Source organism: Cupriavidus lacunae, assembly GCF_003353055.1.
GTDB lineage: Bacteria > Pseudomonadota > Gammaproteobacteria > Burkholderiales > Burkholderiaceae > Cupriavidus > Cupriavidus lacunae.
In genome coordinates this window covers 1-13,172 of the sequence record NZ_QKWJ01000028.1, presented here as the reverse complement: position 1 = coordinate 13,172, position 13,172 = coordinate 1, and the positions used below count along the sequence as shown (strand labels likewise).

14 protein-coding genes are annotated in these 13,172 nt (G+C 63.8%); 12 read left to right on the top strand and 2 right to left on the bottom strand.

The window, feature by feature from the left end; genetic code table 11:
• Positions 1-158 precede the first annotated feature (158 nt).
• The 9 genes from DN412_RS21465 to DN412_RS21425 all read left to right on the top strand — a co-directional run bounded on the left by DN412_RS21465 (position 159) and on the right by DN412_RS21425 (position 7,844).
• Positions 159-1,121 (top strand): PDR/VanB family oxidoreductase, encoded by a 963-nt coding sequence (locus DN412_RS21465; protein ID WP_115213427.1) that lies wholly within the window; start codon positions 159-161, stop codon positions 1,119-1,121.
• A gap of 28 nt (positions 1,122-1,149) precedes the next feature.
• Positions 1,150-2,163 carry an amidohydrolase family protein gene (locus DN412_RS21460; RefSeq protein ID WP_115213426.1) on the top strand — a complete coding sequence of 338 codons (1,014 nt, stop codon included), beginning with the start codon at positions 1,150-1,152 and terminating at the stop codon, positions 2,161-2,163.
• Positions 2,164-2,193: 30 nt separating this feature from the next.
• Positions 2,194-3,210, top strand: a complete 1,017-nt coding sequence (locus tag DN412_RS21455; protein ID WP_115213425.1) for a DODA-type extradiol aromatic ring-opening family dioxygenase — start codon at positions 2,194-2,196, stop codon at positions 3,208-3,210.
• Positions 3,207-3,869, top strand: coding sequence for an RraA family protein (locus DN412_RS21450; protein ID WP_115213424.1), 663 nt, complete (start codon positions 3,207-3,209; stop codon positions 3,867-3,869). The genes DN412_RS21455 and DN412_RS21450 overlap by 4 nt, the downstream gene beginning before the upstream one ends.
• 3 nt (positions 3,870-3,872) lie before the next feature.
• Positions 3,873-4,550, top strand: a complete 678-nt coding sequence (locus DN412_RS21445) for an RraA family protein (protein WP_115213423.1) — start codon at positions 3,873-3,875, stop codon at positions 4,548-4,550.
• Positions 4,547-5,221 carry a 4-carboxy-4-hydroxy-2-oxoadipate aldolase/oxaloacetate decarboxylase gene (locus DN412_RS21440; protein ID WP_115213422.1) on the top strand — a complete coding sequence of 225 codons (675 nt, stop codon included), beginning with the start codon at positions 4,547-4,549 and terminating at the stop codon, positions 5,219-5,221. Before DN412_RS21445 ends, DN412_RS21440 begins: the two co-directional genes overlap by 4 nt.
• Before the next feature lie 17 nt (positions 5,222-5,238).
• The gene (locus DN412_RS21435) at positions 5,239-5,985 is read left to right on the top strand and encodes a dienelactone hydrolase family protein (RefSeq protein ID WP_115213421.1); all 747 of its coding nucleotides are present in this window, start codon (positions 5,239-5,241) and stop codon (positions 5,983-5,985) included.
• A 21-nt stretch (positions 5,986-6,006) separates the two neighbouring features.
• The gene (locus DN412_RS21430) at positions 6,007-6,558 is read left to right on the top strand and encodes a flavin reductase family protein (protein WP_115213420.1); all 552 of its coding nucleotides are present in this window, start codon (positions 6,007-6,009) and stop codon (positions 6,556-6,558) included.
• Between the two features lie 155 nt (positions 6,559-6,713).
• Complete coding sequence (locus DN412_RS21425; RefSeq protein WP_244222732.1) at positions 6,714-7,844, top strand: porin; 1,131 nt, start codon at positions 6,714-6,716, stop codon at positions 7,842-7,844.
• A 34-nt stretch (positions 7,845-7,878) separates the two neighbouring features.
• Here DN412_RS21425 and DN412_RS21420 read toward each other — a convergent pair whose 3' ends face one another.
• Both DN412_RS21420 and DN412_RS43055 read right to left on the bottom strand, forming a co-directional pair.
• On the bottom strand, positions 7,879-8,544 hold the full coding sequence (locus DN412_RS21420) for a GntR family transcriptional regulator (protein WP_115213418.1): 666 nt from the start codon (positions 8,542-8,544) through the stop codon (positions 7,879-7,881).
• A 675-nt stretch (positions 8,545-9,219) separates the two neighbouring features.
• Positions 9,220-9,516, bottom strand: coding sequence for a hypothetical protein (locus tag DN412_RS43055; RefSeq protein WP_133303069.1), 297 nt, complete (start codon positions 9,514-9,516; stop codon positions 9,220-9,222).
• On the opposite strand from DN412_RS43055, the gene DN412_RS21415 reads away from it, so the two are divergent.
• The 3 genes from DN412_RS21415 to DN412_RS21405 are packed head-to-tail and all read left to right on the top strand — an operon-like array spanning position 9,515 to position 12,952.
• On the top strand, positions 9,515-10,981 hold the full coding sequence (locus DN412_RS21415; protein WP_115213479.1) for an MFS transporter: 1,467 nt from the start codon (positions 9,515-9,517) through the stop codon (positions 10,979-10,981). The genes DN412_RS43055 and DN412_RS21415 overlap by 2 nt on opposite strands.
• Positions 10,982-11,018: 37 nt before the next feature.
• A complete protein-coding gene (locus tag DN412_RS21410; protein ID WP_115213417.1) occupies positions 11,019-12,281 on the top strand; it encodes a M20 family metallopeptidase in 1,263 nt (420 codons plus the stop codon).
• A 26-nt stretch (positions 12,282-12,307) separates the two neighbouring features.
• Positions 12,308-12,952: a trimeric intracellular cation channel family protein gene (locus tag DN412_RS21405; RefSeq protein WP_115213478.1), complete on the top strand. Its 645-nt coding sequence runs from the start codon at positions 12,308-12,310 to the stop codon at positions 12,950-12,952.
• The last annotated feature ends 220 nt before the right edge of the window (positions 12,953-13,172 follow it).

Below are 13,172 nucleotides of genomic sequence, written 5' to 3'. Positions count from 1 at the left end.
ATTGTTAGTCGAAATAATATGCAAAAAAGAATTTCGCGTCAACGACGAGGCGAGCGACAACGGCCCTCACCTGATTCGGCCCACCGCCCGCTTCGGGCGCCAGGCGCCGGCAGGCATAAGCCTCGCCGCATCACTGAACGTCGTCACTGGAGACACACATGAACGACCTGCCCCAGTCCACAGGCGCCCTCCTTGAGTTGCGCCTGGAGTCGATTCAATTCCTCGCCCGCGACACGCTGCTCTACGCCTTCGCGTCCCCGGCGGGCGCTGCGCTGCCACCGTGCGAGCCGGGTTCGCATATCGGCTTGCACCTGCCCAATGGCCTGGTGCGCCAGTACTCACTGCTCGAAGGGGGCAGCGAGCCGCGGCGCTACCAGGTAGGGGTGAAGCGCGACCCCAAAAGCCGCGGCGGTTCGAGCTTCATGCACGAGCAGTTGCGCCCCGGCGCGGTGATCCACGTCGAGCCGCCGCGCAACAATTTCCCGCTGAACGAGGAGGCCGAGCATTCGGTGCTGGTCGGCGGCGGCATCGGAATCACGCCGATCCTGTGCATGGCGAGGCGCCTGAAGGCGCTGGGCCGCTCGATGACGCTGGTGTACTCGTGCCGCGACCGCGTCGACGTCGCCTTCCTCGAGGAATTGCGCAGCTACGAGAACCTGCACCTGCACATCGACGCGGAAGCGGGCGGCGTGCTCGACATCGTCGAGGTTGTGAAGGCACAGCCGGCCAACGCGCATTTCTATTGCTGCGGCCCTGGCCCGATGCTCGCTGCCTTTGAGGCAGCCACGGCCCACCTGCCTGCGGCGCAGGTCCACGTCGAGTATTTCACCGCGAAGCAGGAAGCCGCGCTGGACGGCGGCTACACGGTCGAACTGAAGCGCAGCGGTAAATCGCTTCAGGTACCGGGTGGCAAAACCATCCTGCAGGTGCTCAAGGATGCCGGCGTGGAAGTGGCGCACTCCTGCGAGGAAGGCGTGTGCGGCGCCTGCGAGACGCGCGTGCTGTCCGGCATTCCCGACCACCGCGACGCCATCCTCTCCGAACCGGAGAAGGCGGCCAACAACACCATGATGATCTGCTGCTCGGGCTGCAAGGGCGAGCGGCTGATCCTCGACCTGTAAGTCATTTCATCCCAACCGGAGACATCCCATGATCATTGACTGCCACGGCCACGTCAGCCCGCCCGCCGAACTCTGGGTCTACAAGGCTCACATCCTGTCGCACCGCGGCGAGCACGGGCGCAAGATGCCCGAGGTGACGGACGAAGAGATCCTGCACTACGCCAACCGCAAGGAGATGGGTCCGGCCGGGCACATCGACCTGCTCGACCGCGCTGGCACCACCGTCCAACTGCTGTCACCGCGTCCGTTCCAGATGATGCACAGCACGAAGCCGGGCAAGCTGGTGCACTGGTTCACCGAGGAGACCAACAACATCATCGCCCGCACGGTGAAGCTGCTGCCCAAGCGCTTCATCGGCGTGGGCGGGCTGCCGCAGGTGGCCGGCGATCCCATCGAAGTGGTGCTGCCGGAACTGGAACGCTGCGTGAAGGAACTGGGCTTCCGCGGCGTGCTGCTCAATCCGGACCCATTCGAGAACAACGGCTCCGAAGCGCCACCGCTGGGCGACCGCTACTGGTATCCGCTCTACGAGAAGCTGTGCGAGCTCGACATTCCCGCGCACATCCACGCCACCGGCTCGCACTCCGCTCGCTCGCCGTACACGGTCCACTTCATCAATGAAGAGACCATCGCGGTGTTCGGCCTGGTGAACTCCGACGTGTTCAATGACTTCCCGTCGCTGAAAATCCTGGTGTCGCACGGCGGGGGTTCGATCCCCTACCAGATCGGCCGCTTTCAGTCCGGCGCCGCGCGCGCGGGACGCGACTTCCTCGCCGGAATGCGCAATCTCTACTACGACACCGTGCTGTATTCCGAGGAGTCGCTGCGCCTACTGATCAAAACCGTCGGCGCGGACCGCTGCCTGTTCGGCGCCGAGTGCCCCGGCGTGGGCTCGCAGACCAACCCGGCTACCGGCCGCACCTTCGACGACATCAAGCCGTTCATCCAGGGCTTCGACTGGCTGTCGCCGGAAGAGAGAGACCAGATCTTCTTCGGCAACGCGCAGAAGCTGTTCAATCTCGACTTGGCGGCGTACCGCTAAACGCGCGACGACGCCCGGAGGAGACCAACCATGGCAGAAATCGTACTGGGCATGGGTACCTCGCATGGTCCCATGCTGGTCACGCCGCCGCACACGTGGGGCTCGCGCCTGCCCGACGACCGCCGCAGCCTGCATCACTACCAGGGTCGCACATGGACGTTCGACGAGCTGGTGCAGCATCGCGCGTCGGAAAACCTGGCCGCTCAGATCACGCCGGAAATGTGGGAGGTTCGGCACGCTCGCTGCATGCAGGCCATCGAACGCATGTCGCAGGTGCTCGCCGACGCCCGCCCAGATGTGGCAGTGATCGTCGGCAACGACCAGATGGAAATCTTCGACGACATGCTGGTGCCCGCCTTCAGCGTAATGTGGGGCGAAACCATCGTCAACAACATGATCAGCGACGAGAAGCTGTCGCGGCTGCCGCCAGGCGTGGCCCACGCCATGCCCGGCTACATGCCGCCGGAAGCAACCTATGCCGGCGTGCCGGCGCTGGGCCGTCACATGATCGAACGCGCCGTGGCCGACGGCTTCGACATCACGGCACTGAAACACCTTTCCGCAACAGAGACGCCGCACGCCTTTGGCTTCGTGTTCCGGCAACTGATGAAAGACCAGGTGATTCCCACCGTGCCGGTGCTGATCAACACGTTCTATCCGCCCAATCAGCCAACCGCAGCCCGTTGCCATGCGTTCGGACGTTCGCTGGCGCGTGCCATCCAGTCGTGGGACAGCGACGCACGCGTGGCCATCATCGCCTCGGGCGGCCTGACCCACTTCGTCATCGACGAGACCGTCGATCAGTTGATCCTCGACAGCATGCGCGCGCATGACTTCGCGCCCGTGGAGGGACTGGGCGAGGCGATCTTCCAGGCCGGGACCTCCGAGGTCAAGAACTGGATTCCCGTGGCCGGCGCGATGGACGAGCTCGGCTTCAGCATGGAAGTGATCGACTACGTGCCCTGCTATCGCAGCGAGGCCGGAACGGGCAATGCCATGGGGTTCGCCTGCTGGCGACCCGACAACAACAAGGAACGCATCCAATGAGCACCCCTGAGGAATATGTGCGCCGACTGCGCCGGCTGGATTGCTGCGCGGTATCCGACACACTCGACAAGCTCGGCCTGCCGGGCGTGGTGAGCGGTGTGCGGCAGGAAGCCGGCGAGGGACGCATCGCCGGTCGCGTGATTACCGTGAAGCTCGGCACGGGCGCGCCGCCACCGGGCGAGCCGCGCCACCTGGGCACCACCGCCATTGAGGCCGGCAGCGCGGACGACGTGATCGTCGTCGAGCAGCGCACCGGTGTCGAGGCCGGTAGTTGGGGCGGCCTGCTATCGCTCGGCGCGAAGGTGAAAGGTATCGCCGGCGTGGTTGCGGATGGTCCGGTGCGCGACATCGACGAAGCGCGTGCGATGAACTTTCCCGTCTTCGCCTCTTCCCTCACGGCCCGCACTGCCCGCGGCCGCGTCGTCGAGAAAGGCACCAACGTGCCAATCCGCGTGTGGGACGTGGACGTCGATGCCGGCGACTACGTTCTCGCCGACCGCAGCGCGGTCATCTTCATCGCCGCGGCGAACATCGACCGGGTTCTCGAGGCCGCGGAAGGCATCGTCGCCCGCGAAGCTCGCATGGCCAAGGCCGTTTTGGCCGGCACACCGATGAGCCAGGTCATGGGCGGCAACTACGAATTCATGCTGAAGGATTAAGTCATGTCAGAACAGATCGAAGACCGCAACGTCGCTCGCGCGGGCAGGCTCGACACCGCCACGCTCAGCGACGCGATGGACCGCCTCGGCATCGTCGGCCAGTGCCGCGCCATCAAGCCGCGCGACGCCGGCTTCCGCATGGCCGGCCGCGCCTTCACCATCCTCTACGGTCCCGCCGCTAGCCCGCCGGGCACCGTCGGGGACTTTATCGACGACGTGCCGCCCGGTCACGTGATCGTGCTCGACAACGGCGGCCGCACCGATGCCACGGTCTGGGGCGACATCATGACGGAGATCGCCCATCGCCGCGGCATCGCTGGCACCGTGATCGACGGCATCAATCGCGATGTGCACCTGTGCCTGTCGCTCGGCTACCCGGTGTTCTCGCGCGACAACTGGATGCGCACCGGCAAGGACCGCGTGCAAGTGGAGGCCACCAATGTGCCGGTGAATATCGGCGACGTTCGCGTGGCCCCGAGCGACATCCTGCGCGGCGATGCCGACGGGCTGGTGTCGATTCCGCGTGGTCACGAGGAGCGCATCCTCGCCGCCGCCGAAGAGATCGAAGCCGCCGAAAACGCCATTCGCAAGGCAGTCGCCGGCGGCATGCGCCTGGACGAGGCCCGCGCCCAGTACCGCTACCACCAACTGCAGACGCGCGCCGAAGGAGCGAAACCATGACTATCTCCATCGACCGCATCGATCCACGCGATACCACGCAACTGGATTTCGCGCGTACCGCTCCGCAAATCGTCGACGCCGCCCGCGCCATCCCCACGGCAACGCTGCATGAGGCCGGCGGGAAGATCGGAGCGTTTGCGTCGGCGATCAAACCCGTCGCACCGGGATTCAGGCTGTGCGGCCCCGCCGTCACAGTGCATGCGCCGGGCGGCGACAACCTGTGGCTGCACCGCGCCATCTACGCCGCGCAACCAGGCGACGTGCTGGTGGTGTCGGTCAGCGACGCTTTCGAGCACGGCTACTGGGGCGAAGTCATGTCCACCGCCAGCCAGGTGCGCGGCCTCGCCGGCCTAGTCATCGACGGCTGCGTGCGCGACGGCGGGCTGCTGGAAGAGATCGGCTTCCCGGTGTTCGCCCGCGGCTTGTGCATTCGCGGCACCGGCAAGGATTTCGGCGCGCGCGGCTGGATCAACGCGCCGACCGTGTTCGGCGACGTCACCGTGCATGCCGGCGACCTGATCGTTGGTGACAGCGACGGCGTGGTCTGCATTCCGCGCGACCGTGCGGGCACGGTGGTGGAGGCCGGAATTGCGCGAGAAGCGAACGAGGCTGATCAGTGCCGCCGACTCCGTGCGGGCGAGACCACGCTCGACATCTTTGGCTGGGGCTGAGGAACGAGAGAGACGACATGAAGGAAAACATCGACGAAAACACGACGATCCGCACGAGCTGGATCGACATCCCGGCAGCCGATGGCCGAGCTTACCAAGGCTATCTCGCACTGCCGCCGGCGAGAACGGGCCCCGGGATTGTCCTCTTCCAGGAAATCTTCGGCGTAAACCGCCATATCCGGGCCGTGGCCGAGCAGTACGCGCAACTGGGCTTTGTCGTGCTCGCGCCCGACGTGTTCTGGCGGCAGGCGCCGCGCGAATCGTTCGGCTATGTGGGCGACGAAGCCGCGCGCGCGCGAGACATGCTCATTCGCGCCGACATGGCCGAGATCGGGGCCGACCTGGAAGGCACCGTCCGCTCGCTGCGCACGCGTCCCGAAGTGACGGGCGGCGTGGGCGCGCTCGGCTTCTGCATCGGCGGCCGGCTGGCCTATCTTGCAGCCGCTGCGGGACTGGTGGAGGCAGCCGCGTGCTACTACGGCGGCGGCATTCAGGACCAGTTGCAGAAGGCGGCGGCCGTGCGCTGCCCGATGCTGTTCCACTACGGCGAGACGGATCCCATGATCCCGCTCGCCGCGGTAGAGCGCGTCAGGGCAGCCTTCGCCGACCGGGACACGGCGAAGTTCTTTGTCTACCCAGGAGCAAGCCACGGTTTCAACTGCTGGGAGCGTGCCAGCTACCAGCCGCTCGCCGCCATGCAGGCGCACGGTCGCACCGTGCTGCACTTCGCCCGCCATCTCGCTGCCGGCACCACGGTCGCATAGCCTGGGGACGGAGAACCCGCCATGAGCATCGACGCCAACCAGTTCAAGACAGCGATGCGCTGCCTCGCCGGACACGTCTGCCTGATCACCACGCTGTCGGCGGACGGCTCGCGGGCGGGGCTGACGGCCACGGCCGTCTGCTCCGTATCGGCCGATCCGCCAACGCTGCTCGCCTGCGTCAACCGCAACAGCGCGTCGTTCCACGCCATCCAGGCGTCGGGCATCTTCGCGGTGAACGTGCTTGCGATGGAAAGCCGTCGGCTGGCCGACCGCTTTGCCAGCCCCATGCCGGCAGAGGAAAAGTTTGCCGACGGCGTATGGGGACGTGCCAGCACCGGCGCACCAGTACTCCGTGACGCGCTGGTCAGCTTCGATTGCCGAGTGGCCAGTGCCGTGGATGTCGGCACGCACGGCATTCTCTTCGGCGCCATCGACACCGCAACGCCGCGCGCCGATCGCGCTCGCCCGCTGCTGTACGCGCACGGCAGCTACGGTGAATTTTCGTCGACCGACGCTGCCGCTGCGCGAGAACTGCTCTGGATTCCGACATGGGACCCGGAGCCGGCCGGCTGAGCCGGACGATCGCAAACCTGCCGGCCGACAAAATCCCGCCCGCATCCCTGCAGCGCGGGCACAACAACAATAAATTCGAACAACGGAGACACGGAATGGCGTTTCGGAGAAAAATGCCGGCAACGGCACTTAGCCATCTGTCATTCGGCATTGCAATGACGGCCGCCACCACAGTGACGCACGCGCAGGGCAGCGTCATCATCGGCGGCCTGCTGGATGAGAGTGTCGCGGTCTATCGCGACAACGGCGGCCACTCGAACGTCCGCATGCAGGATTCCGCCATCTACCCGTCGAAGTTCTACCTGCGCGGCACTGAGGACCTCGGCGGCGGCCTGCAGGCATCCTTCAGCCTGGACTCGATGATTTCCCTCAGCACCGGGGCGCTTGATCCGCAGTCGCGCGGCGCATTGTTCGAGAACTCTGCCTGGGTCGGCATGCGCAAGGTCGGAATCGGCGGCTTCCGCCTCGGGCAGCAGAACGACTTCGCGTTCGACTACTTCCTTATCGGCGCCATCGACCCCGCCACCGGCATCGCGGGCGGCATGCTGAACTTCCGCACCGGCAGCTTCGGCGCGGACCTGCTCGGCCTCAAGGGCCCCGCGCAGATCGGCGCCGGCCTTGCCGCCGGTGCGCCATACCCGCCCTACACCAATGCCGCTGGCGCGCCGGTGGGCATGTCGGCCATCAATTGGGATCGCGTGGGCGGAAAGCGGATGTCGAACGCCCTCAAGCTGACAACCGACGAGATCGGCAGCTTTTCGGCTGGGCTGATGTACAGTTTCGGCGAAGTGGCGGGAGACTTCCAGAACGGGTCAGGCAAGAGCGCGGCGATCGGGTATCACCACGGAGAAACGCGCGCAGCCGTAGTCTATACCGAGCAGAACTACGGCGCGGTCAATGGTGGGCAGAGCGGCATCGCGAACTTCCTCGCCGGCGCCCGTACCAAGGTGTCGCGCTTCGATTTCTCGGGCATGTACAGCCAAGCGCGCAACACATTCACCGGAGCGAGGATCTACGCGCTGGCTGGCGGCATCGGCTATGAGCTGACGCCGGACCTGGTTCTCGGGGGAGCCTATACCTATGAGAACGGCAACGAGCAACTGAAGAACGTTATCATCCACCAGGGTGCGCTCCAGTTGACGTACACCTTCTCCAAGCGGACCGCAGTCTATCTGGCGGGGGTCTACCAGCACACCAACGGCGCCTATGCCGCCGAGATCGGCAACATCCTTGCCAGCGGGAAAATTCAGTCCGTGGCGGCAGTCGGCATGATGCACCGCTTCTGATGGTGCTACGCGGGGCGCTGGAGAGCACCCCGCTTCATACGCCGCGCGCAGCAAGGATCTGCATCAGCCCCTCGGCCACCATTTTGCGGCCTTCGGCGTAGGCATCCAGCAACATTTCCCGGTTCTTTGTACTCAACGCCTTCACGAGCTTCTGCTCAATGTTGGCGTTCAGGTGCTGGTCGCGCAGCGTGATATCTGCGGCCAGCGCGCGGTAGCGGTCGGTCAGCCGCATCAGCCGCAGCGCCTCGCGCTTGAGCACCTTGTTCGGCGACAGCTCGAACACCGCGTCGTGGAACGCGCGATGGTGCTCGATCCATTCCGAGCGGTTACCGGCCGAGAGCAGTTCGTCGAGTTCGGTCAGCATCGTCTTAAACTGCTTGAGTTGCGCGGGCGTGGGCCACTCGATAGTGGACAGCAGTTCCGCTTCCAGCAGTTGCCGCATCAGGTAAAGCTGGCGTGCCTCGTCAGTCGACAATGGCGCGACGAAGAAGCCCCGGTTCGGATCGTGCTCGATGATGCTTTCGGCCGCCAGCAGCTTCAGCGCCTCGCGCACGGGAACGCGGCTGATGCCGAAGCGGTCGGCCAGGTCGGATTGGCGTAGCTGCAGCCCGGGCGGCAACTGTCCGCGGTTGATGAGCTTGCGGATTTCCTGGGCGATCTGGGCGGGAATGTCGATGCCTTGTAGTTCTGCGGTGGACACGATATGACTAGGTCTGAATTAGATATGCAATTTTGAATGCAATCATACCTCCAATTTACCGTTCCAAGGCAGGATCCGCGCTTCCGTGGGGATGCCCGGTCGCGCCCCGGACGCCATCGTCGCTGTAGGGTTGCTGCCTGCTCGCCTGGAACAGCACGGCTAGGTCAAGCTGGCTGGTATGGACCATCGTTCTGCGTGGGCTTTCCCCTTGACGCCCAGTCCAACGACTTGCAGGAAATACCGCACTGCCCGCCACGCCCAAACCTTAACATGAGGAGACTCTCGTCCGATGCGCTGTCAAGACATTTACATGGCAACTCCACTTTGCGAGCGGTCGTTCGATCGTCGAGAAACGCCGTCCCGTCATCGGTCGACTGGACCATGCAGAGTGACGGACGACCTAACACATGCCGTTTGCGCTAGGGTACTCCCGCGAATGGGAGGCTTTCCCGAATAGCAAGTGGATCGTCTAAGCAAGTGCTCAGTGATGTTCGGCCTTCCGGGGCGACCGGCCGCCTCGTTTCTCCACTCGTCCTTCCCGCAATCTGCTTCCGATCAAGCATCGCGTGCAGCTCTCGCAAGCCCTCTTTCTGAGCGATTGTGTAACTCGCTAGCCCTGTCAAAGCGGATGATATGACAACACCATACCTACGAGGGGAATGAAATTCGCCGGCATCAATGAACGATGCTAAGCTCTTTTTGAAGGCTTACGATCCGCTTCCCCGCCACCATGCCCGTGTCGCGATCAGCACATCTGCGGATGCAATGAATGACCGAGTCAGCAAGTTGTTGATTTTCTGTGGGCGCCGACCGGAAAACCGCATGAATACTGGGGGCTGCTACCCCGATAAACTGCAGCGAAAACAAAGGGGGCGATCGCCAATACACTAACATGGTGTTGATTGATTTGATCTTCCCGATGATGCAGCCGTCGGGATAGGCCAAGTTTTCAGGCCCAATGGTGAGCGGCATGGATGCCAATGTTGAGTCCGAGGTGGTGTACGAGGGCAACGATCGGCTGCTTCTCGGCATCATCATGGGCGTCGTGGACTTCTGGCTGTTCGCCCAGACCACTCTCAATATTGCGCCGGACATGAGTCACGACATCGGCTTGGATGCGAGCGTGATGAACGTCGCGGTGGCTATCACCTCGCTGTTCTCGGGCATCTTTATCGTGGTGATGGGCGGCTTGGCCGACCGCGTAGGCCGCCTGAAGATCACTCGCATCGGTTTTTACCTGAGCATCGCCGGTTCGCTGCTGGTCGCAATAACGCCACAGGGCCCGCTGGCCGCACCAGTGATCTTGTCGGGTCGGGCGCTGCAAGGTCTGTCGGCCGCGTGCATCATGCCGGCCAGTCTGGCGTTGGTGAAAGCCTATTGGGATGGTCCTGGACGCCAGCGGGCCATCAGCATGTGGTCGATCGGTTCCTGGGGTGGTTCGGGCCTGTGCTCACTCTTCGGTGGCCTGATGTCGCAGAACTTTGGTTGGCGCTCGATCTTCTGGGCGGCCATCGTTGTTAGCGTACTCGGCCTGTGGATGATGCGCGGCACGCCTGAGAGCAAGGCAAGAACCGCGGGCGGCTACAAGTTCGACCTGTCTGGCGTGCTGGCTTTCATGGTCGCCATGGTGGCATTGCAGGTGCTGGTGACGCAGGGCAACAAGCTGGGTTGGACCAGTGCGATGGGCCTGGGGCTACTGGCTGCAACGGTGGTCTTCGGCTTGCTGTTTTTCCGCATCGAAAGCAAGGTGTCCAATGCGTTCTTCGACTTCAGCCTGTTCAAGAACGCGACCTACACCGGTGCGACGATTTCCAACTTCCTCGTCAATGGAGCAGCAGGCACGCTAATCGTGTCGCTGCAACTGGTGCAACTCGGCGGCAACATGGACGCCCAGCAGGCCGGCTTCCTGACGCTGGGCTACGCGATTGCCATCATCGCGTTCATCCGCGTGGGCGAGAAACTGCTGCAACGCTTCGGCCCGCGCAAGCCGATGGTCTGGGGCTGCCTGATCACGGGCTTGGGCGTCCTGATGGTGTCACCTGCCAACCTGCTGCTGTCGGACTACAAGCTCCTCGCGATCGTCGGCTACACGCTGTTCGGCGTCGGTCTAGCGTTCTATGCGACACCCTCGACCGACGCGGCGCTGTCGAACCTGCCGGCTGCCCAAGTTGGGTCTGGTTCGGGCATCTACAAGATGGCCTCCTCGCTCGGCGCCGCCTTCGGCGTGGCGATTTCCGCCGCCATTTTCACCGCGCTCAGTGCTAACAGCGAAAGCGTGAACTGGCTCGACGGCGTGATCACCTTCGCCGGCCGCCAGGACAACCTGGCCGTGCGCGAAGCCGCCATCGTTGCGCTGGGCTTCAACGTCCTGATGGTGGCGATGGCCACCGTCTCGATCGTGCTCACGGTGCCCAAGGGGATGAAGGTGCAAACCTGAATCTCCTGTTCTTCACTTCGACACTTCTGGAGCTATCATGAATCCCCTCACTGAAGCCCTCGACCGCGCCGATCCCGCCCTGGTGGCCGAACTCGAGGCGCTCTACAAGGACCTCCACCAGCACCCGGAGTTGTCGATGCAGGAAGTTCGCACCGCGAAGATCGTCGCCGACGCCATGGAAGGTCTGGGCTACGAGGTGACGCGCAACGTCGGCGTGACTGGCGTGGTCTGCGTGATGAAGAATGGCACAGGCCCGACCGTGATGCTACGCGCCGACATGGATGCGCTACCAATGGCAGAGGACACCGGGCTGCCGTATGCCAGCACAGTGACCGCGCGCGACGATGAAGGCGTAGAGGTCGGCGTCGCGCATTCATGCGGCCATGACATGCACGTGACCTGGATGATCGGTGCCGCGCGTATCCTGTCTGCAAATCGCACCGCCTGGAGCGGCACACTGATGATCGTATTCCAGCCCGGTGAGGAAACGGCCGAGGGCGCATCCTCTATGGTGGGCGAATGGGGCGAAGGCCGCTTTCCGAAGCCCGACATCATCCTCGGGCAGCACGTGATGGTCGGCGCGGCCGGCACCGTGAACTACCGTCCCGGCATTACGCTGTCTGCCGGAGACAGCCTGAAGATCAAGCTGTTCGGGCGCGGTTCGCACGGCTCGCAGCCGCAAACCTCGATCGATCCGGTCATCATGGCCGCAGCGACCACGTTGCGCCTGCAGACCATTGTCTCTAGGGAAATCGCGCCGACCGAACCGGCGGTGCTCACGATCGGCTCGTTGCAGGCCGGTACCAAGGAGAACATCATCCCCGACGACGCCACCATCAAGCTGAACATGCGCACCTTCAGTGAGGACACGCGCGAATACATGCTTAATTCGATCCGCCGCATCTGTTGCGCCGAGTGCGATGCCTCCGGTGCCGAGCGTCCGCCCGAGTTCACCACGATCAACAGCTACCCGTTGACAGAGAACGATCTGGCCGCTACGCAAAAGGTGGCGCACGCCTTCGACCGCCAGTTTGGCGAAAAGGCGTCGCAGGCACCCGGTCCGGCATCAGCCAGCGAAGACTTCAGCATCTTCGGTCGCACTTGGGGCGTGCCCTATGTATTCTGGTTCGTCGGTGGTACCAACCCGGAGGTGTACGCGAAGGCCAAACAGGAGAGGACCATCAACAAGATCCCTAGCAACCACTCACCGAAGTTCGCGCCGCAGATCCATCCGACGCTCGAGACCGGCTTGCAGGCCATGCTGACTGCCGCCAGCGCGTGGTTGTGTCCCAGTGTATGAACGTCCACGAATTGGCCCTTGCCGGCCTGAATGACCACCGTCTGTTCACGTTTCTCGATCTGGCCGGCACATTTGCCTTTGCCTTCAGCGGCGCGGTCGCGGCCAGAGACCGCGGACTCGACTGGTTCGGTGTCATCGTCATTGCTTTTGCGGTCGCTTGCGGCGGGGGTGTGCTGCGCGACCTGTGCATCGGCGCCGTGCCGCCCGCTGGACTAACCGATTGGCGCTATCTCGCCGTCGCAATGGCAGCGTCATGGGTGACGCTCACTGCGCGCGCGCTGGTCGTGCGCCTTGCACACCCGGTGACCTTGTTCGATTCTCTGGGGCTGGGATTGTTTGCAGTGACCGGCGCGCAGAAGGCCTTGATTTTTGGCCATAATGCCGAGGTGGCGGTGCTGCTCGGCGTAGTTACCGCCGTGGGTGGTGGCGTGGCGCGTGACGTGCTACTCAATCGGGTGCCGGTAATTCTTCGGCGCGAGGTCTATGCGTCGGCGGCTCTGGTGGGTGCCGTCATCGAGGTGTGCGGCGAGCGCCTGGGATGGGTGTCCAGTGGGCGGACCTGGTCCGCCTTGATGGCGTGCTTCGCGTTGCGTTACCTCTCGCTGCGTTACAAGTGGAATCTGCCGCGCTCTCTCGGGCATGATGGCAGTGGGAGCGGATCAGACAAGTGATGAGCGCAGGACTGTGGGGCTATCCGTGATGGTGCAACGATCCGACCGGCATTGGGGCCGCTCCACGGCTTTGTCAACATTTGGCCCTTTTTTTTCTGGCTCGTCAGTAAAAACTGTGGGTAAGCTTTGGCTCCGGAAGCTTCCCGAGCCCGTGATATAGCGCGATTTCGGTCATGCGGAAGGTCCGGAATCCATATGCTTTTCTCATGGTGACTTTGGC

Bases quoted from the DNA above. Each gene is read 5' to 3' on its own strand.
- DN412_RS21465 (WP_115213427.1), top strand. From the start codon at position 159: ATGAACGACCTGCCCCAGTCCACAGGCGCCCTCCTTGAGTTGCGCCTG.
- DN412_RS21460 (WP_115213426.1), top strand. From the start codon at position 1,150: ATGATCATTGACTGCCACGGCCACGTCAGCCCGCCCGCCGAACTCTGG.
- DN412_RS21455 (WP_115213425.1), top strand. From the start codon at position 2,194: ATGGCAGAAATCGTACTGGGCATGGGTACCTCGCATGGTCCCATGCTG.
- DN412_RS21450 (WP_115213424.1), top strand. From the start codon at position 3,207: ATGAGCACCCCTGAGGAATATGTGCGCCGACTGCGCCGGCTGGATTGC.
- DN412_RS21425 (WP_244222732.1), top strand. From the start codon at position 6,714: ATGACGGCCGCCACCACAGTGACGCACGCGCAGGGCAGCGTCATCATC.
- DN412_RS21415 (WP_115213479.1), top strand. From the start codon at position 9,515: ATGGATGCCAATGTTGAGTCCGAGGTGGTGTACGAGGGCAACGATCGG.
- DN412_RS21430 (WP_115213420.1), top strand. From the start codon at position 6,007: ATGAGCATCGACGCCAACCAGTTCAAGACAGCGATGCGCTGCCTCGCC.
- DN412_RS21435 (WP_115213421.1), top strand. From the start codon at position 5,239: ATGAAGGAAAACATCGACGAAAACACGACGATCCGCACGAGCTGGATC.
- DN412_RS21445 (WP_115213423.1), top strand. From the start codon at position 3,873: ATGTCAGAACAGATCGAAGACCGCAACGTCGCTCGCGCGGGCAGGCTC.
- DN412_RS43055 (WP_133303069.1), bottom strand. From the start codon at position 9,516: ATGCCGCTCACCATTGGGCCTGAAAACTTGGCCTATCCCGACGGCTGC.
- DN412_RS21440 (WP_115213422.1), top strand. From the start codon at position 4,547: ATGACTATCTCCATCGACCGCATCGATCCACGCGATACCACGCAACTG.
- DN412_RS21410 (WP_115213417.1), top strand. From the start codon at position 11,019: ATGAATCCCCTCACTGAAGCCCTCGACCGCGCCGATCCCGCCCTGGTG.